Source organism: Bhargavaea cecembensis DSE10 (assembly GCF_000348905.1).
In the GTDB taxonomy this organism is placed as follows: domain Bacteria; phylum Bacillota; class Bacilli; order Bacillales_A; family Planococcaceae; genus Bhargavaea; species Bhargavaea cecembensis.
The window spans coordinates 1-21,531 of the sequence record NZ_AOFT01000006.1; the positions used below are offsets into that span (position 1 = coordinate 1).

19 protein-coding genes and 1 riboswitch are annotated in these 21,531 nt (G+C 56.0%); of the genes, 11 read left to right on the forward strand and 8 right to left on the reverse strand.

Features of this window, described 5'->3' with window-relative positions; genetic code table 11:
• Nucleotides 1-166: 166 nt before the first annotated feature.
• The 8 genes from C772_RS06735 to C772_RS06770 form a co-directional block, all read right to left on the reverse strand.
• A complete protein-coding gene (locus C772_RS06735; protein ID WP_008298505.1) occupies nucleotides 167-1,369 on the reverse strand; it encodes a M20 family metallopeptidase in 1,203 nt (400 codons plus the stop codon).
• 21 nt (nucleotides 1,370-1,390) lie between these two features.
• Complete coding sequence (locus tag C772_RS06740; protein ID WP_008298506.1) at nucleotides 1,391-2,257, reverse strand: MetQ/NlpA family ABC transporter substrate-binding protein; 867 nt, start codon at nucleotides 2,255-2,257, stop codon at nucleotides 1,391-1,393.
• A 17-nt stretch (nucleotides 2,258-2,274) separates the two neighbouring features.
• Complete coding sequence (locus C772_RS06745; RefSeq protein ID WP_008298507.1) at nucleotides 2,275-3,144, reverse strand: MetQ/NlpA family ABC transporter substrate-binding protein; 870 nt, start codon at nucleotides 3,142-3,144, stop codon at nucleotides 2,275-2,277.
• Between the two features lie 53 nt (nucleotides 3,145-3,197).
• Complete coding sequence (locus C772_RS06750) at nucleotides 3,198-3,860, reverse strand: methionine ABC transporter permease (protein ID WP_008298508.1); 663 nt, start codon at nucleotides 3,858-3,860, stop codon at nucleotides 3,198-3,200.
• A complete protein-coding gene (locus C772_RS06755) occupies nucleotides 3,850-4,875 on the reverse strand; it encodes a methionine ABC transporter ATP-binding protein (protein ID WP_008298509.1) in 1,026 nt (341 codons plus the stop codon). Before C772_RS06755 ends, C772_RS06750 begins: the two co-directional genes overlap by 11 nt.
• An 81-nt stretch (nucleotides 4,876-4,956) precedes the next feature.
• A riboswitch (SAM riboswitch) is annotated at nucleotides 4,957-5,069 on the reverse strand.
• A gap of 343 nt (nucleotides 5,070-5,412) precedes the next feature.
• Entirely contained in the window at nucleotides 5,413-6,114 is a 702-nt protein-coding gene (locus tag C772_RS06760) for an ABC transporter permease (protein ID WP_152419719.1), read from the reverse strand.
• The gene (locus C772_RS06765; protein WP_008298514.1) at nucleotides 6,114-6,959 is read right to left on the reverse strand and encodes an ABC transporter ATP-binding protein; all 846 of its coding nucleotides are present in this window, start codon (nucleotides 6,957-6,959) and stop codon (nucleotides 6,114-6,116) included. Before C772_RS06765 ends, C772_RS06760 begins: the two co-directional genes overlap by 1 nt.
• A 155-nt stretch (nucleotides 6,960-7,114) precedes the next feature.
• Nucleotides 7,115-8,179, reverse strand: a complete 1,065-nt coding sequence (locus C772_RS06770) for a LytTR family transcriptional regulator DNA-binding domain-containing protein (protein WP_008298516.1) — start codon at nucleotides 8,177-8,179, stop codon at nucleotides 7,115-7,117.
• Between the two features lie 457 nt (nucleotides 8,180-8,636).
• Here C772_RS06770 and C772_RS06775 point away from each other — a divergent pair, with 457 nt between their 5' ends.
• The 11 genes from C772_RS06775 to C772_RS06825 all read left to right on the forward strand — a co-directional run bounded on the left by C772_RS06775 (nucleotide 8,637) and on the right by C772_RS06825 (nucleotide 21,530).
• Entirely contained in the window at nucleotides 8,637-10,265 is a 1,629-nt protein-coding gene (locus C772_RS06775; protein ID WP_008298519.1) for a flavin-containing monooxygenase, read from the forward strand.
• A gap of 40 nt (nucleotides 10,266-10,305) precedes the next feature.
• Nucleotides 10,306-11,271: an alpha/beta hydrolase gene (locus C772_RS06780; protein WP_008298521.1), complete on the forward strand. Its 966-nt coding sequence runs from the start codon at nucleotides 10,306-10,308 to the stop codon at nucleotides 11,269-11,271.
• 263 nt (nucleotides 11,272-11,534) lie between these two features.
• Nucleotides 11,535-12,239, forward strand: coding sequence for a response regulator transcription factor (locus tag C772_RS06785; RefSeq protein WP_008298523.1), 705 nt, complete (start codon nucleotides 11,535-11,537; stop codon nucleotides 12,237-12,239).
• Between the two features lie 534 nt (nucleotides 12,240-12,773).
• Nucleotides 12,774-13,358, forward strand: a complete 585-nt coding sequence (locus C772_RS06790; RefSeq protein WP_008298524.1) for a TetR/AcrR family transcriptional regulator — start codon at nucleotides 12,774-12,776, stop codon at nucleotides 13,356-13,358.
• 47 nt (nucleotides 13,359-13,405) lie between these two features.
• Nucleotides 13,406-14,587, forward strand: coding sequence for an acetyl-CoA C-acetyltransferase (locus C772_RS06795; protein WP_008298526.1), 1,182 nt, complete (start codon nucleotides 13,406-13,408; stop codon nucleotides 14,585-14,587).
• Nucleotides 14,588-14,605: 18 nt separating this feature from the next.
• On the forward strand, nucleotides 14,606-16,174 hold the full coding sequence (locus tag C772_RS06800) for a class I adenylate-forming enzyme family protein (protein WP_008298528.1): 1,569 nt from the start codon (nucleotides 14,606-14,608) through the stop codon (nucleotides 16,172-16,174).
• Complete coding sequence (locus C772_RS06805) at nucleotides 16,168-17,409, forward strand: acyl-CoA dehydrogenase family protein (protein WP_008298531.1); 1,242 nt, start codon at nucleotides 16,168-16,170, stop codon at nucleotides 17,407-17,409. The genes C772_RS06800 and C772_RS06805 overlap by 7 nt, the downstream gene beginning before the upstream one ends.
• Nucleotides 17,406-18,398, forward strand: coding sequence for an NADPH:quinone oxidoreductase family protein (locus C772_RS06810; protein ID WP_008298532.1), 993 nt, complete (start codon nucleotides 17,406-17,408; stop codon nucleotides 18,396-18,398). Before C772_RS06805 ends, C772_RS06810 begins: the two co-directional genes overlap by 4 nt.
• A gap of 20 nt (nucleotides 18,399-18,418) precedes the next feature.
• Nucleotides 18,419-19,540 carry a TRAP transporter substrate-binding protein DctP gene (gene dctP / locus C772_RS06815; RefSeq protein WP_008298533.1) on the forward strand — a complete coding sequence of 374 codons (1,122 nt, stop codon included), beginning with the start codon at nucleotides 18,419-18,421 and terminating at the stop codon, nucleotides 19,538-19,540.
• Between the two features lie 68 nt (nucleotides 19,541-19,608).
• Nucleotides 19,609-20,961 carry a TRAP transporter large permease gene (locus C772_RS06820; RefSeq protein ID WP_008298534.1) on the forward strand — a complete coding sequence of 451 codons (1,353 nt, stop codon included), beginning with the start codon at nucleotides 19,609-19,611 and terminating at the stop codon, nucleotides 20,959-20,961.
• Nucleotides 20,962-20,966: 5 nt separating this feature from the next.
• Nucleotides 20,967-21,530: a TRAP transporter small permease gene (locus C772_RS06825; protein WP_035001716.1), complete on the forward strand. Its 564-nt coding sequence runs from the start codon at nucleotides 20,967-20,969 to the stop codon at nucleotides 21,528-21,530.
• Nucleotide 21,531 lies beyond the last annotated feature (1 nt).

Here is a 21,531-nt window from a genome sequence, read left to right on the forward strand (position 1 = left end):
AAATCTCGTCATTCAGCTGCTAAGTTTCGTCATTCGCGTCCGGGAGAGGTTGAATGACGAAACTGCGACCTCGAATGACGAGATTAAAGCCCCGAATGACGAAACCACTCAAATCGAAAATCCCCCGCCACGGCCAAAGCCATAGCGGGGGATCTCATCAACCTAATTATTCACCTTTAGCCGCAAGCGCCCGCTCAAACTCAACTTGAATCTTGTTAAGCAGCAGTTCTTCCGTAAGCAGGCGGTAGCCCGCAGCGGCAAGGGCTTTGGCGCCGCGGATAAGGGCTTCATCGCCGACTGGGGAGGCGGCGGCTTCGCGGAACTCGTTGGTGTGTCCGATCAGGTCGTCCGGCCCGATCTTGATGTGCGGGTGGGCTGTCGGGACGGCGTAGCTGATGTTGCCGGCGTCGGTGGAGCCTTTGCCGGAACGCTTTTCGTCGACGACGTGTTCACCGACCGCAGACAGTTCCTGGCCGATCGTTTCGTCGAGGACACGGTTCAGGACAAAGTCACGGACTTCGTTCTGGAACCGTTCGATCTTGACTGTGGCGCCGGTCGCAAGGGCTGCGCCTTCCGCGACGGCGCGGACTTTTGCGGAGACTTCCTCGGTCCGTGCCCAGGTTTCCGCACGGATAAAGAAGCGGGCGGAGGCATAGTCCGGAATGATATTCGGAGCATCGCCGCCGTGCGTGATGATGCCGTGGATCCGGACATCTTTCGGCAGCTGCTGGCGAAGTGCGTTGATGCCGTTGAACAGGCCGATGACGGCGTCCAGCGCATTGATGCCTTTTTCCGGGGAACCGGAAGCATGCGCGGAGCGGCCGTAGAAGTGGAAATCAAGCGGGTCGACGGCAAGCGTCTCTCCGGTCGGGGATGTCTTGGCGCCCGGGTGGATCATCATGGCGACATCGACATCCTCCAGGAACCCGTGACGGACAAAGCTTCCTTTTGCACTGCCGTTCGGGCCGCCTTCTTCGGCCGGGGTGCCCAATACGACCACCCGTCCGCCGGTTTCATCCAAACGCTCTCCGAGGGCAATTCCTGCTGCGACACTCATCGTCCCGATGATATTGTGTCCGCAGGCGTGGCCAAGTCCCGGGAGTGCATCGTATTCCGCCAGATAAGCGACAGTCGGGCCTTCTTTGCCGCTGTCCTTCACGGCATGGAACGCCGTTTCGTGCCCGGCGACATTCCGCTTAACCGTGAATCCGGCTTCCTCAAGCAGTGCGGATAGCCGGCCGCTTGCGTAGATTTCCTCATTCCCGATCTCGGGACGGGCATGGATATCATGGCTTACACCAATATAGCGCTCGCGGTTCTCTTCGATCGTTTCCCAAATCTTCCCTCTCGCATCCTGTGCAACGGTCATTCCGGATCCCTCCACATCAAATTACTTTTTCAGTTCTACAAATGCCTTGTCCAGCTCTTCCTGGCTGAGTTCGACGAGGATCGATCCATCGTTCGTGTCTTCCTTGACGGCCTCGGCGATGTCTTCTTCCTGGTAAAGCTCGGCGATGCGCTTGTACGTTTCGTTTTCTTTGTCCTCACCGCGTGCCGCGATGATGTTGACGTAAGGGTGGACGTTCTCGTCGGTTTCATCTTCCACGAAGATCGCATCTTCCTTAGGAGAGAAGCCGGCCTGTCCGGCCACACCGTTGTTGATGACCGAAGCGGCGACGTCAGGCAGGACGCGCGGTGTCTGCTGGGCGGTCATCGGAAGGATCTCAAGGTTCAGCTTGTTTTCCGCGATCTTGGACGGGTCACCGAACATGCCGAAATCGTCTGCAAGCGTGATGAGTCCGGCGCTTTCAAGAAGAAGAAGTGCGCGTGCCTGGTTGGACGGATCGTCCGGAATGGCGATCTTGTCGCCTTCCTTCAGCTCAGAAACGTCGGAGATCTTCTCGGAATAGAGGCCCATCGGCGCGAACATCGTGGAGCCGATCGGGATGATGTCATTTCCGCTTTCAGTCACATACTGTCCGAGGAACGCAATGTGCTGGAAGGCGTTCAGGTCGATGTCCCCCTGGGCAAGGGCGTTGTTCGGAAGCGTGTAGTCGGCGAACTCGATCAGCTCGATTTCGATACCTTCTTTTGCTGCCTTTTCCTGCAGGATCGGCCATTGTGCGCCGTCCGCGCCATTGACGCCGATCTTCACTTTGACGGTCTCGCCGCCGCTTTCTTCAGAACTTCCGCTTCCGCATGCCGAAAGGGCGAGGGAAGCAATGAGGGCAATTGCCAGAATCCAGATTTTCTTCATGATGAGGCTCCTTTAAATTAATAGTTCTTTAATTCTTCGTACGTTTGATCAAGTTCTTCTTGGCTGAGGTCAATCAGGAATGAGCCGCCGTTCGTGTCTGCTTTAACCGCCTCGGCAATGTCTTCTTCCTGGTAAAGCTCGGCGATGCGCTGATACGCTTCATTGTCTTTGTCTTCGGCGCGTGCCGCGATGGTATTGATATAAGGACGGATGTTTTCATCATTTTCATCTTCAATGAAGATCGAGTCTTCAACAGGGGAGAGACCGGCCTGTCCGGCAATGCCGTTGTTGATGACAGAGGCAGCGACATCCGGAAGGGCGCGCGGTGTCTGCTGTGGGGTCATCGGGATGATTTCAAGGTCCAGTTTGTTTTCTGTGATCTTCGTCGGGTCATCGAACAGTCCGAAGTCTTCGGAAAGGGTCAGAAGCCCTGCGCTTTCAAGGAGGCGAAGCGCGCGTGCCTGGCTGACTGCATCATCCGGAATGGCAATCTTGTCGCCTTTTTTCAGTTCGGAGACGTCCTTGATCTTATCGGAGAACAGGCCCATCGGCGCGAACATCGTGGAACCGACCGGAACAAGCTCATTGCCGCTTTCCTTGGAATACTGGGCAAGGAAGGCAATCGTCTGGAAGGCGTTCAGTTCGATGTCACCCTGTGCGAGGGCGTTGTTCGGCAACGTGTAATCCGCGAACTCAACCAGTTCGATTTCAATGCCTTCTTTAGCAGCTTTTTCTTTGAGGATCGGCCACTGTGCGCCGTCCGCACCGTTTACGCCGATCCGTACTTTGACAGTTTCGCCGTCCGCATTTTCTCCGCTTGCCCCGCCGCATGCCGCGAGGGTAAGGGAAGCGATCAGGGCGATCGCCAGAATCCAGAACTTTTTCATAGAGGTTTCTCCTTTTGTTAGGGGATTAGTTTCCAGCAAATCGCAAGCGCCGGTCAGCGGCGCATGATTTTTCTTGAGAGCGTGTTCCCGAGCCACTGAGCCAACTGCACGAGGACGATCAGGATCAGCACGGTGACGATCATGACGCTCGCGTCAAAGCGCTGGTAGCCGTAGGTCATCGCGATATGGCCAAGGCCCCCGCCGCCGACGGTTCCGGCAACTGCCGAGAAGTCGATCAGGGTGACCGTGACGAATGTCAGGCCGAGAACGAGCGGTCCGAGCGCTTCCGGGATCAGGACCGTGAAGATGATCCGGAGCGGGCTCGCGCCCATTGCCTGGGCGGCTTCGATCACACCCGGGTCGATGCTGACGAGGTTGTTCTCGACAACACGGGCGATTGTGAAGCTTGCAACAATCGTCATCGGAAAGATGGCGGCCGCAGTTCCGATCGTCGTGCCGACCACAAGCCGCGTCAGCTGCGAGATGGCAACGAGGAAGATGATGAACGGCACCGGGCGGATGATGTTGATGACAATATTTAATAGGTTAAAGACGAACTTGTTCTCCAGAATATTGTTCTGGCGGGTCACAAACAGCAGGAGCCCCATGATGATGCCGAGGATCGATCCGAAGATGAGCGTGGCGATGACCATCGTGATCGTCTGGCCGGTCGCTTCGATAATGCGGGGCCAGAAGGTTGTCCAATCAACGTTCAATTTCCTGCACCTCCTCGATGTCAGTCAGTGTTGCAATTTCCCTGATGGCGGCTTCGACGGCCGCCGGGTCGCCGAGGAACGAGACAATCAGATTGCCGAACAGCCGCTCCTCAAGCTCCCGGACGGAGCCGTACACAATGTTGAACGTAATCCCGTGTTTTGCAGTCACAGTTGATAACACCGGTTCGTTTGCAACCGGTCCCTTGAACTTGAGCCGGTACAGACTGCCGCCGCCGGATTCCCTCCATTCGGCAAGGACATTCGGGGAAGGGAGGTCCTGCTGAACGGAATGGATGAACCGCTTGGTCGTCGTGTGCTGCGGATCCGTGAACACTTCGAACACGCCGCCGGACTCAATCACTTCACCGTTCTCCATGACCGCGACCTTCGTGCAGACCGACTGGATGACTTCCATTTCGTGGGTGATCAGGAGGATGGTGATTCCGAACTCCCGGTTGACCTGCTTAAGGAGACGGAGCACATCGGCTGTCGTATCCGGGTCAAGTGCGGAAGTCGCCTCATCGCAGATCAGGATGTCCGGGTTGGTCGCGAGCGCACGCGCGATCCCCACGCGCTGTTTTTGCCCGCCCGACAGCTGATCCGGATAATCCTTCGCCTTGTCGGCCAGGCCGACGAATCGGAGAAGCTCTTCGACGCGGGTGTTGATCTCGTGCTTCGGAGTGCCGGCGAGTTTCAGCGGATACGCAATGTTTCCGGCAACCGTCCGGGAATTGAACAGGTTGAAGTTCTGGAAGATCATCCCGATGTTCCGGCGCTGTTTCCTGAGCTCCTTGGCGGAGAGTGACGTGACGTCCACGCCCTGTATTTCGATCGAGCCCTCACTCGGGCGCTCCAGCAGGTTCACCAGCCGCAACAGCGTACTTTTCCCGGCGCCGCTAAAGCCGATGATTCCGTAGATGTCGCCCTGCTCAACTTTCAGCGACACATCCTTTACTGCGTGAACCTCACGCTTTCCAAGCCGGAATGTCTTGGAGACTTGTTTAAATTCAATCATCCGGCGTACCTCCTGTTGTCAGAAATGAAAAAATCCTCTTGATCTCATAAAGAGAAAAAGAGGACCGTCAAGGCCATCTTTTTCTCATCTTCCAGATGGATAGACATCTGCAGGAATTAGCACGGTGCCGCCAATGGATGGGGTCCGCTGCCGAGACGTCCTAGGGCCTGTCCCTCGGTCTCTCTTGATAAGAAAAGATGTGCATATTTGATTAGTGCAAGAATTGTAACTAACTTTACTGCGATGCAGAAGGGAAGTCAATGACTTGCAAAAAGTAGTTTTATTCTGATTAATTGTGAATTTAATGGAAGCGTTTGCGATGTGCTGGGACATATGGAGAGTGGGATTGGAGGTCATTCAAGGGGAAAATAGAAGATTGCAAATTGACTATGGTGAAAAGCATAAAAAGCTCCCGGTGCACCGGAAGCTTTCAGCCTAAAGGATCGCGCATACGTTTTCGTTATTCCCCTCCCAGAGCAAGTGGTGAATGACGAAATCGAGCCCCGGCACCCATCATGCCGGGGCCCTCAATTTCGATCAGTCCATCCGCCGTTTCCGGTAAACAATCACAGTCGCTGCGATGGCCCCCACAGCCCACAGAACGAGGAAGAGGAAAGATTCACCGACGGCCGTTCCGCTCTCCAGCCCGACCCAGATTTTCGTGAGCAATTCATTCGGGAGATAATCCAGCACGGTCAAAATCGTTTCGTTTGTAATCATCGACTTGAACATCGACGACATCCCGAAGATCACCATGACGGGCATGCCGATGATGCTCGTTTCCATGACGGTACGGGACAATAGTCCGAGCAGTGTGCCGATTGCGAGGAAGAAGATGAGCCCGAGCAGGATGCTCAATGCAAACAGCGGGAGAGAAGGGACATTAAATTCTGCCAGCCAGATGCAGCCGACCACGACAACCAATGTCGACACGGCACTCAGCAGGCTTTTGCCGACAAACACTTCGGTCACGCTTGCCGGGGAAAGAAGCAGTCCCCGTAACGTGTTTTTTTCCTTTTCTTCCGCGACCATTGCGGCCTGGACGAACGCGCCGGCGATTACCAAAGCAAAGACAATCGGGAAAGCGATCATTTCAGCACTGTCAGCGCCGATCCTTCCGAGCCATGCGGCGAAGAAGAGGGGCAGGGCCAGTGTGAACAGGACGTACGAGTTGCGCTGCAGGTCTTTCCAGTCTTTCACAAAAATCGCGTTGACGCGTTTCATCGAAAATGTGGTCATCATAGGTTCCTCCCGGTCAGTTGTACGAACAGGTCGCCGAGTGTCGGCTCATTCGAGTGGATCGTCAGCAGGCTGCCGCTGGCCATGTAGCCGGCGATTACGGCGGCGCCGCTTTCATTCGGTTTAACAGTGACAGTCGTCTTGTCTTTGAGAAGAAGTGAGATGGACGGGCTTCCGGACATCGTCCGCAGGTTTTGCGGGGTATCAAACAGCTTGATCTCCCCGTCATGCAGGAAGGCGACCCGGTCACAAAGCGCTTCCGCTTCATTCATGTCGTGCGTTGTCAAAAAGATCGTCGTGCCTTCCCGGTTCAGCTCACGCAGCCCCTCGTGGATATGCTTGGTCGTCGTCGGGTCGAGCGCCGAGGTCGGCTCATCGAGGAACAGGAGGGCCGGCTTATGAAGGATGGCCCGGGCAAGCGTGACGCGCTGCTTCATTCCCTTGGAAAGCTTTTTGACGGGTGTCCGCTCTTCGCCGAGGAGGCTGACCATCTCCAGCACTTCACGGATCCGCTCTTTCCCGACACCGTACAGATCCGCATAAAGTGCCAGGTTGTCCTGTACGGTCAGCCGGTCATACAGCCCGCTGTTGTCGGTCAGGATGCCGACCTTCTTCATTCGTGCCGGTTCTTTTAATAGGTGGACCGGTTCCCCGAACACCAGGATGTCGCCTGCCGTCGCAGCGAGCTGGGCGGTCAGGATCTTGATCGTCGTCGTCTTGCCCGATCCGCTCGGTCCGAGAAAACCAATCGTCTCTCCCTTGCGGACATTGAAATCCACATCTTTCAGTGCGAGTTTGTCTCCGAATGATTTGACGAGGCTGTTGACCTCAATGATGTGCTCCATCATCATCGCTCCTTTTCTGCCGTTCGTTTTCTTGACTCCACCTTACCGCGCCCCTTTAAAGAACGCAGTAATATCAAGGTGAAAGGAGCTCTCGGCAACGTGAGTGGAGTAATTCGGGGATGAATGGAGCGCTAATATTAGCGCTGACAGATCGGTCAGATGCCGAGGAACGTCTTCAGCTCGGCGTACTTGCCCTTGGAGAGGGGGACGGTGCTTTTATTGGGATCCTCCAGAATGAGGCTATAGCTGTTGCGGGTCCATGTGATGACTTCGCGCACGCGCTGGAGGTTCACAATATACGAACGGTGGCAGCGGAAAAACCCGAACGGCTGAAGCCGTGTTTCAAGATCGGCCATTTTGATGGCGCACGGGAACGTCTCGCCCTTGACATGCAGCTGTGAGATGCCGTCCACGCTTTCAACGAAGATGATCTCCGTCGGGTCGAACAAAATCAGCTTGTCATTCACCTTTGCGGGAATCTTGTTGAACTGGAGCTGGGGAGCAGGAATGCCCTCTTCGGCTTCGGGCCCTGTTTCTTCGGCAGAAACAGGTTCCTCCAGGATCACCTCCCCGTCTTCCTCCTCCGCCAGTTCAAACAGTTTAAGTCCATCCGAATTCAGGCGGTAGACGGCATCACCCATCGTGACCGCGTTCTCCAGGTTGCTGGTCGTCAGCAGCACCGCACCGCCGCCAGTCGTGAATTCAGAAAGGACCCGCTGGAGGATGATCCGGCTCTCCACATCCAGGTTCTGCTCCGGTTCCTGCAAAATCAGCAGCTCCGGACGATGGACAAGTGCCCGTCCAAGCAAGACGCGGCGTTTTTCGGAATACGTGAGTTTCGAAATTCGGACCCTTCCGCGTTCATCCATCCCGACTTTCCTGAGCAATTCCTCAACCGGAGTCCCGGCACCATACAAATTACGGAATAGCCGCAGCTGCTCGGCGGGCGTCAGCCGCTCATAAAGGGCATCATCCAGCAACACCACCCCGACTCGCGAGGCCAGGTCCCGGAAACGCCGGCTGACGGGCTCTCCGGCAAACCGCACTTCTCCGTGAGATGCGGGAGCTGTCCCTGTCACCATGCCGATCAGCTGCAGCCCTGCCTCATGCTCGCACTGAACAGCCGTCACCGCACCCGGCTCCACATTCAGATCAAAGCGGGGAAACACGACCTGATTCCCCGCCATTTTCTCCACCTGATGAAACTCCAAAATTCCCATGATGATCCCCCTGATGTCTGACTCTTCATATTAATTACAGTCTAAAGAAAGGGTGAGTGGGGAGCAATAGGGCTTGTTTGTATTTATTGAGGTATGGGCGAATGGTGAGGGATTAGGAGTGCAAGGTTTTGCGGATGAACCAAAATGGAATGCGAGTGCTTCAAAGTAAAGCTCCAGTGCTTCCATTAGGAGCCCGAGTACTTCCGAGAGGCTAATGTTAACCCTCACCCCCCAGCCGGGGGATGATTCACCGAAACCGGGGACTGTCTTTTGGGTACCTTTGTCCCTTAATATCAAAAACACGAAGGCGATGCGGCTATTCGGAATACGGTTCAAAAGGGGGCATCCACATACCTAAATACGGTTCGATGCTGAATCAAGCAGAATTTTGTAAGCGCATACAATGCGGGCTTCATAATCAGGCTGTCAAACTCACTGGAAAGGAAGGGAGATGCCGATGAATCAGCAGGTCGATTTCGATGCGGTTGTGGTAGGTGCCGGATTTTCAGGGTTGTACATGCTCCATTTGCTGAGGGAGGCAGGCTATTCGGCTCAGCTTTATGAAGCTGCGGGTGATGTGGGCGGAACGTGGTATTGGAACCAGTACCCGGGAGCCCGATGCGATGTCCCGGCCGAGTTCTACAGTTATACATTTTCCGAGGAGATTCACCGCGACTGGAAATGGTCCGCCGTTTATCCGGAACAGGACGAGATCTTGGCGTATATCAAGTATGTCACCGAAAAACTGGATCTCCGTAAAGACATCCAGTTCAATACGCGCATCACGGATGCCAAGTATGATCCGGAGGCGTTTACGTGGACGGTCAATATCGGAGGCGGCCGGACCGTGACGGCCCAGTACTTTATCCCGGCGATCGGGAACGTTTCCGTTCCTCATGCGCCGGCCATTCCGGGGCTCGACAAGTTCCGGGGCCAGACGTACCACACAAGCCAATGGCCGCATGAGCCGGTTGACTTCAAAGGCAAGCGGGTGGCTGTCATCGGGACGGGCTCCAGCGGTGTGCAGGCGATCACGTCCATCTCCAAAGAGGCCGGCCATCTGACCGTCTTCCAGCGGACGCCGCAATACGTCATGCCGGTGGAGAATCCGAAGGTGGGCGAGGAAGATCTCGAGAGAAGGCGGGCTGAGTTCCCGACACTGCGCAAGCGGGTCCGCGAACACATCGTCGGCATGCCGTGCTTTGATGTGAGGAAGTTCTATTCGGCACTTGAGGACACCGAGGAAGAGCGGAACAGGCATTACGAAGCACTTTGGCAGGAGGCAAAGGGCTTCCAGATGCTCTATGCGTATACCGACCTGACGATCAATGACGATGCGAATGCGACGATCGCAGAATTCGTCCGCGGGAAAATCCGTGAGATTGTGAAGGACCCGGCAAAGGCGGAGAACCTCATGCCCACTTACCTACTCGGAGGAAAGCGGCCGGTCGTCGCGACCAAATACTATGAAACGTATAACCGGGAAAATGTCGACCTCGTGAATCTCAAAAAGACGCCGATCACGGAATGCACCGAGAACGGCCTCGTCACGGCGGACGGGACGGAGCACGAGCTGGATATCATTGTGTTCGCGAGCGGATTTGATGCGATGATCGGGCCGCTTGCGGGAACGAAAATCCGGGGCAGGGAAGGCATCACGTTAAAAGAAAAATGGGATGACGGCCGAAATCTGAAAACGTATCTCGGGGTCTGCCATGTCGGCTTCCCGAATATGTTTACCATTACGGGCCCGCACTTCCCGCTGACCGCCAATGCGCTCGCGGTAAACGAAGTGATCGCGGAGTGGGTGATCGACTGCATCGAGCATGCCGAAAAGCAGGGCCTGGCCGAAGTGGAAGCGACGCCTGATGGGGAAGAGGAATGGACAAGCCATGTGAATGAAGTCGGCAACGCATCGATCTATGCGAGAACCGACAGCTGGTATACCGGCGCGAACATCGAAGGCAAACCGCGCGCCTTCTACGGCTACACGGGAGATTTCCAGACCTACCAGGATAAATTCGAGAAGTCCAAGGACTACAAGGCGCTTGCCGTGAAGCCGCTCCAACAGGTCGAAACCACCTGACCCGAACAGAAAAACCACCACACAAAGGGAGGAAATAAGAATGAACTATGATCCGCAGGTAACGGCATTGATTGAACTGTTAAAGCAGGCCGGCGGCCCGCCGGTGCATACCCTGTCGCCGGAACAGGCCAGACAGGTCATGGACGGCATGAATGCCGTGGAGCAGGTGGAGGAAGTCGGCAGCGTGGAAGACCGGAAGATACCGGGTCCGGAATGCGAGATTCCGATCCGGATCTATAAGCCGCAGAATGCGGCAGCCTCCGGAGTGCCGGTTCTCGTCTACTATCATGGTGGCGGCTGGGTGGTTGGCAGCGTCGAATCCTATGATCCGGTGTGCCGCAAGATCGTGAACCGCGCGGAATGCATCGTCGTGTCTGTCGATTACCGTCTGGCACCGGAGCACAAATTCCCTGCAGCGGTCATTGACTGTCAGGCAGCCTTTGAATGGGTCAAGAAAAACGCAGGAGAAATCGGCGGCGATCCGGATCGGGTGGCGGTCGGCGGAGACAGCGCGGGCGGAAACCTGGCAGCCGTCGTAGCTGCGAACGTAAAGGATTCCGAGGATCTGAAAGTCGCCCACCAGCTGCTCGTCTATCCGACGACCGGCACCGGCGGCAAATCCGAATCGTACCAGAAATACGGCTCAACGTGCCCGATCATCCCGACCGAGGTCATCTCCTACTTCTGGAATCATTACTGGAGAGACCCGAGCGACGAAAAACACCCGGACTTCAGCGTCTACTCCCGTGAAGACGTGAGCGGCGTGGCACCGGCAACCATCATCGCTGCGCAGTATGATCCATCCCTTGATGACAGCAAGCTCTACGCGCAGAAACTCATTGCGGAGGGTGTTGATGTTGATTACAGGGAGTATCCGGGGATGATCCACGGATTCTTCACGATTGACGCAATCGACAAGGGCCTGGAAGCCATCGAGGATGCGTGCAACAATTTAAAGGCGCAATTTGAAAAGCTCCAGCCGGCAGAGGCCGGAGTCGGCAAGTAATTGTTATTGGAATTGGGGAGGCGCCTTGCTCAGGCAAAGCGCTTCTTTTTTGCGTGGAATTGGCGGGAGCAGACAATCGGTTGCTGAACGTACACTTTGACCCCGCAAACGTACACCTTCGTTGCGGGAAATGACACCATCAGAAAAAATGTCGCAAACCAACAATATTCATCGGAACATTCAAAATCATTTGACGTTTGACTCCTGGCGATTATAATCTTATCCATAGCATAACAATTGTTAGCGGGTAAGGGGGAATGTCGGTGGTCACACTGGAAATGGATCAAATGATTTCAAGGCTGCAGCATGTCCCGGGGCACGAAGATCAGATTATCGAGATGCTCGAAGGGTTTCTTGAGATGTTTCCCATTTTGGATGTGGGGCTGTTCCGCTATTCCCCGATCGGTTACCTGACGGAAGGCGTCATGGCAATCGTTCCGGAAGATGCCGGACTGACGGAACTCAGTCACATCCGGGATGTCCGGGATGACATCCGCACTGTGCCGCCCGTGAAGGAAGCGGTCCGCGAAAGAAGGGCCGTCCTGGTGAAGGGCGAGGAGTTCATCAAGTACAACTTCAGGTACCGATTTTCCCAGAACACGAAGTTTTTGCTGTTTGTCCCGATCTGCTTCAGGAATACGGTGATCGGCGTTCTCTCCAGCACCCAATTCTCTGCCGGGGAAAAGGAGATCGAAGCCCTGCTGCCCGACATCACCCGCTACGGGGTGGAAGTCGGCAGGATTTTTGAACGGCCTTACTTGAAAAGCGGCGACTCCGAACTGCTGAATGCCCGCGAACTGGAGATCATGTACCTGCTCTCACTCGGGGAAAGCACCAAGTCCATTGCCGAAAAAATCCACCTGAGCGAATTCACCGTCCAGGACTATATCAAGGCCTCCCTGAAAAAGCTGGGCGTCCGTAACCGCACGCAGGCAGTCGCCGAGCTGCTGAGGAAAGGGATCCTGTGAGTGATTTCGTCATTCGTGTGTACAGTCTCGTCATTCGACGCAATCATTTCGTCATTCACTCCTGGTAAAAGGGCGAATGACGAAATCGGGGGTGTGAATGATGAAACTGAGGTCACGAATGATGAAATCAGAACGGCGAATGCAGAAATCTTGATGGAGTTATCAGAAGTCTGTAATTGTGGGAAACCATCTACTCATCCCTACCTCAGATGCTGACGCGTCGGAACTTACTATTGTGACTAACCAACTATAAACGGTCCTTCAAACCGAATATCCGTGTTTGAACCATGTTCAAATAATTCTTGGCCCTTGTTCTCAAGCAAGGGCCTTTTCCATATAAATATTTTGAACAATGTTTAAAAAATCTCTTTACAACCCAATCGCGAGGCGTATAATAGGGGTCAACACCCAATAGTCTGATAATTTAACAAAGTTCAAAAACTCTTCCTTCCAGCAGGGAGATTCGCAGGTTCCAGACACATTTATGTAAGCCCTTACAAATAAAAATAGACGGCGCTAACCGAGGTGATGGCCATGAGAAATGCAAGCCGCAAACAGCAGGAGAAAAGAGAGAGAATCATCCTGTCCGCAATCGCAATTATGAACCGGGAGGGCTTCAAGTACACGACGATGGAGCAGGTCGCTTCCGAGATGCAGATGACGAAGGGGTCACTTTATTACTATTTCCGGAATAAGCAGGATCTGATGTTCCAGTGCCACGAGCTCGTGCTGGACCAGGCCATCGAAGACCAGCAGGAGGCATTCGAGGCCGAGGGGACCTACGAGGATAAACTCCGCAGGATGATCCACTGCCATATCGATTACGCGGTCAACCGGAAAGAGACGTTCAACATGATCATCCAGCCGGAGCAGGCATTCGAGAAGGGGCAACTGCCATCGATCGTCGAGAAGCGTGATGATTACGCGCGGCTGTTTGACCGGGTCGTCTCGGAAGGAATCGGCGCGGGAGAGTTCCGGAACTCTGACGTGAAGATCATCCGCATGATCCTTCTCGGGGCGATGAACTGGGTCCAGACCTGGTACCGGAAAGACGGGCTGATCAGTCTGGATGAACTGAAAACCATGTACGCGGAATACCTGATGAAGCTCCTGAAGTAAGGACTTCACAAGGCCAACACATAGAGAAATCTGGAGGAGATGCAGAAATGACTGAAGTTTATCTGATTGACGGTGCACGGACGGCATTCGGGGCATTTGGAGGTTCATTCGCCAGCACGCCTGCCGATGAGCTCGGAAAGGCAACGGCGGTTGAAGCAATGAAGCGTTCCAATGTGATTCCCGAAGACATCGACCATGTCATCTACGGAAATGTCATCCACACGTCGACGAACGCATCCTACCTTTCACGCCACATCGGGCTCAAGGCGGGCATCCCGCAGGAAGTGCCTGCGCTGAACGTGAATCGTCTCTGTGGTTCCGGGACGCAGTCGATCGTATCCGGCACACAGATGATCAAGCTCGGCGACGCGGGAATCGTGCTTGCCGGCGGAGCGGAAAACATGTCGATGTCCCCTTATGCCAGCTTTAAGGCCCGGTTCAGCCAGCCGAAGATGGGCGGCATGCAGTTCGACGACATGCTGCTGGCGACGCTGACCGACGAATACACCGGAAGCGGAATGGGGATGACGGCGGAAAAGCTGTCCGAGATCCACGGCATCAGCCGCGAGGAGCAGGACGAGTTCGCCGTACTCAGCAACAGCCGCGCGGCAGCCGCCCGTGAGTCTGGCCGGTTCGCAGAAGAGATCGTCGGCGTGGAAGTGAAGACGAGAAAAGGCACCAATACAATCACCGAAGATGAACATATCAAGCCGGAGGCGAGCACCGAAACCCTTTCCAGGCTCCGCCCTTCTTTCAAAAAAGGCGGGACGGTCACCGCGGGGAACGCGAGCGGCATCAATGACGGGGCGGCCAGTGTCGTCATCGCCGGGGAAGATACGGTCAACAAGCACAATCTGCAGCCGACCGCGCGGATCGTCAGCTACGCCGTCACGGGCGTTGACCCGACGATCATGGGAATCGGCCCGGTGCCGGCGATCCGCGAGGCACTCCGCCGCGCCGGACTGACGCTGGACCAGATGGACCTGGTCGAGGTCAACGAAGCGTTCGCCGCACAGTATCTCGCGGTCGAAAAAGAACTCGGCCTGGAGCGGGAGCGGACGAATGTGAACGGCGGCGCGATTGCACTCGGCCACCCCGTCGGCGTCAGCGGCACCCGGATCGTGCTGTCGCTTGCCTACGAGCTGAAAAAGCGGAACGGCCGATACGGCGTCGCGAGCCTCTGCATCGGAGGCGGCCAGGGAATTGCGTTAGTCATCGAATCAGTCTGATGAAGGAGTTGAACGCTCATGACCACGTTGACGATCTCTGAGATGACACTGTTCGGGCGGGAAAACATCCGTGTTTACGGGGAGCGCCCGTCCTCCATTGCGGAATTCATCCATCAGTCGGCGGAAAAATATCCGGACAAAACGGCAGTTTCGAATGAACAGGGCGAACTCACGTACAGGGAGTTCGAGAGATGCTCGAAAAACCTGGCGGCCTATCTCCAGAATGAGCTGCATATCCGAAAAGGCGACCGGGTCGCGAGCCTGATCGGCAACAGCCTCGAGTTTCCGATCGTCTGCTACGCATGCGCGATGATCGGGGCCATCATGGTTCCCATCAACACGAAACTGTCCAAAGGAGAAATCGACTATATCCTCAACCATTCGGGCGCCCGGACCATCCTTCACCAAGAACCGCTCCAAGACAAGATCACCGACACCCCTCACCTTGAATCACTGCACGACATCACCGAACTCATCCGGAAAGTCGCCAGGGCCAACCTGGTCAATCTCCGGAAGACCACTGTCGAAGAAACGGATCCCGCCTACATCCTGTACACCTCCGGGACAACCGGGCGGCCAAAGGGCGCGGTCATCTCCCACATCAATGTCATCCACAGCGTCATGAACTTCAAAAACATCCTGGACTCGGATGAAACCCTGTCCACCGTTATTGCCGTCCCGATGTTCCATGTGACCGGCCTGGTCGGGCAGCTGCTCCACCAGTTCTACAACGGCGGCACGGTGTACTCGATGGAACGCTATCAGAACGAAGCCTACATCGAACTGGTTCAGAAGCACAAAATCAACTTTCTCTTTAATGTTCCGACCATCTTCATCATGATGTCGACCAGCCGGAAGTTCCTCGAGAATGACTTCAGCTTTGTCCGCAAAGTGGCCTACGGCGGGGCACCGATCTACCGGCAGACATACGACACGATGAAGCAGGCCTTCCCGAATGCCGACCTGCACAATGCCTACGGATCCACCGAGACAACTTCGCCGACGACGCTCATGCCGGCCGTCTACGATGAAAGCAAAGTCCGCTCATGCGGCCGCCCGGTACCGGTCGCCGACGTCAAGATCGTGGACGAAAACGGCGAGGAACTGCCTGCCGGCCACACCGGAGAGCTCTACATCCGGGGCCCGATGGTGGTGGAGGGCTACTGGGACAACGAAGAAGCCAATCTGAAAAACTTCACCGACGGTTACTGGCACTCCGGCGATCTCGGCACGATCGACGAGGAGGGATTTGTCTATATCCTCGACCGCAAAAAAGACATGATCAACCGCGGAGGCGAGAAGATCTTCTCCATCGAGGTGGAGGACGTCCTGAAAGCCCATCCCGAGATCAACGAAGCGGCCGTGGTCGGCGAGCCCGACAGCGTATTCGGCGAACGGGTCAAGGCGTTCATCGTCTCCCCGAGCCTGAACGAAACGGACATCGAAGCGATCCGAAGCTACTGCCTCGAACGTCTTGCCAAATTCAAAGTGCCGGAATCGATCGTATTCCTCGATGAACTGCCGCGGAACGCTGCAGGCAAAATCCTGAAGACCGCACTGAAAAACAAAGGAGGATCATCATGCTAAAAGAACTATCCCCGAAAGCTCAAAAAATCAAGGACCAGCTGACGCAGTTCATGGACGAACATGTCTACAAAAACGAGGCCGTTTACGAACAGCAGCTGAATGACGCGGAACACCGCTGGGTCGTCCCGCCGATCATCGAGGAACTCAAAGCGAAAGCCAAGGCGGAAGGCCTATGGAACCTGTTCATCGACAACGAGGAATACGGACCGGGGCTGACCAACTACGAATACGCCCATCTGTGCGAGATCATGGGACGTTCGCTGATCGCGCCGGAAGTTTTCAACTGCAACGCGCCGGACACCGGCAATATGGAAGTGTTCATGAAATACGGCACGGAAGAGCAGAAGGAAAAGTGGCTCAAGCCATTGCTTGAAGGCGAGATCCGCTCCGTGTTCTCGATGACCGAGATCGAGGCCGCTTCCTCGGACGCGACGAACATCCAGGCCTCGATCACGCGTGACGGCGACGAATACGTGATCAACGGCAAGAAATGGTGGTCGTCGGGTGCGATGGACCCGCGCTGCAAAGTCGCGATCGTCATGGGCAAGTCCGATCCGGAGGCGGAAACGTACCGCCAGCAGTCGATGATCATCGTCCCGTTCGACGCGCGGGGTGTGGAAGTCAAACGGTACCTGCCGGTGTTCGGCTATGACCATGCCCCGCACGGCCATGCGGAAGTGCATTACAACAATGTCCGGGTGCCGGCCTCGAACATCCTTCTCGGCGAAGGCCGCGGATTTGAAATCGCGCAGGGCCGCCTCGGACCGGGCCGGATCCATCACTGCATGCGGGCGATCGGTGCCGCGGAACGCGCGCTGGAACTGATGATCGAGCGGGCGGACGGCCGTGAGACATTCGGCTCCCGCAACATCGACAAAGCGGTCATCCGCGAACAGATCGCGGAAAGCCGGATCGAGATCGATTCCGCACGACTGCTCACGCTGTCAGCGGCTCACAAGATGGACACCGAAGGCAACAAGGCGGCGCGCAAGGAGATTTCGATGACGAAAATCGCGGCACCGCGGATGTGCCTGAATGTCATCGACCGCGCGATCCAGCTGTTCGGCGGCGCCGGCGTCTCGGATGACACGGTACTTGCGGCTCACTGGGCAAATGCCCGCACGCTCCGGATTGTCGATGGTCCTGACCAGGTCCACCTCCGCGACATCGCCAAGCTGGAAATCCGCGAGCAACTGAACGAAAGGACGTCCAAGGAAAAGGAGCCCGTTCGATGAGGGCGTGGCAGATCACAAAGCTGGACGATCCGCATGAAGCACTCGAGCTGAATAAAGTGACATCGCCGGAGCTCCAGCCCGGCCAGGTCCGCATCAGCGTCCGGGCGGCAGCGATGAACTTTTTCGACATCCTCCAGTGCCAGGGCAAGTATCAGGAAACCCACGACCTCCCGTTTACACCGGGCGCGGAAGTGAGCGGTGTCATCAAGGAAACGGCCAACGGCTCCGGCCTGAAGGCGGGGCAGCGGGTCATCGCGACACCGCTCCTGCCAAACGGCGGATTCGCGGAAGACCTCGTGATCGACGAATCGCTCGTGTTCCCGATCCCTGATGAACTGAGCCACGAAAAAGCGGCGTCCATGTTCATCACTTACCAGACGGCCTATTTCGCCCTCCACCGGATGGGCAAAATCCGGGAAGGCCAGGTGCTCCTCGTCCATGCCGGTTCCGGCGGCGTCGGGTCTGCGGCCATCCAGCTTGGAAAAGCGGCAGGTGCCACCGTCATCGCGACTGCAGGTTCGGATGAGAAAACGGACATCTGCCGTAAGATCGGAGCGGACTACGCGATCAATTACCGGTCTGAAGACTTCGTGAAGGAAGTCAAGGCGATCACCGAGGGCCGCGGGGCGGATCTGATCTTTGACCCGGTCGGGGGAGATGTGTTCGACAAGTCGAGAAAGTGCATCGCCTTCGAGGGCAAGATCCTCGTCATCGGGTTCGCGGGCGGACGCATCGCGGATGCCCCGACCAACCACGTACTGATCAAGAACTATTCGGTCGTCGGCGTGCACTGGGGCTACTTCCGGAAACTTCACCCGGAGGAAGTGGCCAACTACCACGACGCGCTCATGGAGTTATATAAGGAAGGGAAAATTGACCCGCTCGTCTACGGGGCGTATCCGTTCGAACAATTGCCGGAAGCACTCGGCAAACTGTCGAACCGGGAGACGTATGGGAAGCTGCTGCTGAAGGTCGGAGAAACCCAATAACAGAAAAGGAGTTGAACGAGATGAGATGGACGAAGAAATCAAAGCTGATGGGGGCCGTTCTTCTGGGCGCCTCGATGATGCTCGCAGCATGCGGAGGGGAGACGTCCTCTGAAGACGCCGCTTCTGCCGATGGCGAAAAGATTACGCTCCGCGCGGCAACGGGACTCAGCCCGCAGCATGCCTGGTGGGAAGGCGGCATGGAGCCTTGGATGGACCGGGTCACGGAGCTGACCGACGGCCAGGTGGAATTTGAAACGTTTACGTCCGGAGAGCTTGTCGCCGTACCGGATGAGGCGGAAGCGGTGGAAAACGGCACGGTCGACGTAGCCCTGATTTTGCCGATCTACCAGCCGGACCAGTTCCCGATGGCGGAAGTGACGATGCTCCCGCTCAGCCACTCCGACACGATGATCGCATCGAACGCATGGAAAGCGCTGCTTGAAAGCGATGTTGAGCTGCAAGACGGCAAGACATTCTCCGAGCTCCAGTTCGACCAGTTCAAGGTCTTCCCGATCTCGACCACACAGGAATACTCCATCTCAACAACCGGCAAAGAGTTCGCGTCCGCCGGTGATGTGAAAGGCACCTCGCTCCGCACGCCGTCCCGGATCCATGAAATGTATTCCAAGCAGACCGGCCTGAACAGCATCACGATGCCGGCGGTCGAAATGTACGACGCGATGAGCCGCGGCGCCTTCGACGGCAGCTTCTACAGCATCGCAGACTGGACCGGCTACGGATTCCAGGATCTGTTCAAGTACACGGTGACCGGCATCAACTTCGGCCACTTCAACGCATTTATCGGCATGGACGAAGCGAAATTCGATTCGCTGCCTGAAAATGTCCAGGAAGCGATGGAACAGGCGACGGACGAGTACTTTGAAGACTCCGCACAGATCTGGATGGACCGCTCCGAAGAAGTGATTGCGATGAACGAAGAACAGGGCGGCCAGTTTGTCGACTTTGCGACGCTCCCTCAGGACGTTCAGGACCACTTTAATGAAGGAATCGAAAACACATGGGGCGACTATGCCAAGCTTCTAGAGGACAACGGCCTTCCGGGCACCGAACTCGTCAAGCTCTGGAGGGACCTCATGATTGAGCAGGGCGGCGAAGTGCCGCAGAAAGTCAAGGAGATGTAATAGAAAAAATGAAAAGGCGATAATCCTGGCATTATCGCCTTTTTTCAACCTAATGGGGGTGAAACAAGATGGACAGCTATTTGGTGGTCGGAATCATCATCTTCATGATGATTATGTTCCTGCTGATGGGGATGTATATCCATTCCGTCCTGCTGGCAAGCGGCATCATCGGGCTGATTTTGCTTGAAGGCTTCTCGATCCTGCCGGGCCTGCTCGGAAATGAACCGTTCAACCGTGTGGCGAGCTATACGCTCACGACGATCCCGCTGTTTGTCCTAATGGCGCAGTTTATCCTGCACTCAGGCCTGGTACAGGACATTTTCTACATTGTTCATAAAATCTCCCGCGGCCGGCGGAGCCTGCTCGGCACGCTGACGCTCATCATCGGCGGGATGCTCGGGGCGGTATCCGGCTCCGGGACGGCCACGGCCGCTTCACTCGGACAGGTCGCGGTACCCGAACTGAGAAAACACGGCTACAGCGGACCGCTTGCCGGTGCGATTGCATCAGCCGGCGGCTCGCTGTCCGGCATCATCCCGCCGAGCATCATCCTGATCCTTTACGGGGTCGCGACGGAAACACCGGTCGGGGCGCTGTTCATCGGTGCGTTCATCCCGGGTGTGCTCGTCATGGTGACATTCATCATTGCGATGCTGTTCTACTACCGGAGAGAAACGAAGCGGTCCCCGGCCGCAGCGGAAGCCCAGGCGGAAATCGCAGCCGCGGCCGAAGCGGAAGCTGCAGAGGAGAAAGTGCCCGTCACAAGGCTGGCCGTCTCCGTCATCATGGGCTTTCTGATTGTCGCGACTATCTTTGGCGGCATCTATTCCGGAATCTTCACGCCGACGGAAGCCGGCGCCATCGGTTCTGTTGTCGGCCTGCTCACCGCACTGCTGCTCGGCAAGGTGAACCTGAACTTCTTCAAGGCCTCCCTCACGGAGACCATCAAGCTGACGGGGATGGTCATGCTCATCATGATCGGCGCCCAGATTTTCGGCCGGTTCGTCTCGCTTTCTCTTCTTCCGAGAAAGCTGATCAGCCTTCTGGAGCCGGTCATGGATTCGCCGGCACTTGTCCTGCTCCTGATTTCCGCCATCCTCTTTGTCATGTTCATGTTCATTGAAGGGGCCGCGGTCATCCTCATGACAATCCCGGTGTTCCTGCCGATCATCACGGCGCTCCAGGTCGATGTGCTCTGGTTCGGGGTGTTCATCTCCGTCATCTGTACGATCGGGCTGATCACGCCGCCTGTCGGACTGAGTGTCTATGCGGTATCGGGCGTAACGGGTATCAGTTCCGGTTCAATCTTCAAAGTCGGCATGGGGTTTGCGGTATTCTCGATGATCGTCGTCTGCGGCCTCATGATCGCCTTCCCTGAACTGGCGACATGGCTGCCGTCGGTCAGCGGCGGAAAGGGGTGAACGGAATGACGACCTTTTATAAACTTTACGGCTATTTCGGAGTACTGAAGAAAATCGGACTCGTCATCAGTGCCGTCGTTGCACTGATCATGATGTTCTTCATCACCTACGACGTCGTGATGCGGAACGTGTTCTCCAGCTCGATCCGGGGCGGGTTTGAGATCATCCAGAACTACATGATGCCGCTTGTCGTGTTCCCGGGTCTGGCCTATGTGTATGCATCGGGCGTCCTTCCGAAGATGGAGCTGCTGTTTGCGAAGTTTTCTCCCGCGGTCAAGCGGATTCTCATCCTGTTCCTCATCGCGATCGAAGTGTTTATCCTCGTCCTGGTCGTCCAGTTCAGCTGGACGTATGCGATGGACGGGATGGAGCGGAACACATCCTTCCCGGCAGCCGGCACACTGTACCAGCTATGGCCGGTATTCTTCACGATCCCTGCAGCATTTGCACTGATCGTCATTGAGAACATCTTCCTGTTCATTAAAAACCTGATCGAGAAAGATCCGACCTTCGTCGTGGAGTACAATCCGTCCGAGGAAGAGCAGATCATCAATCAGGCCGTGAAATGAG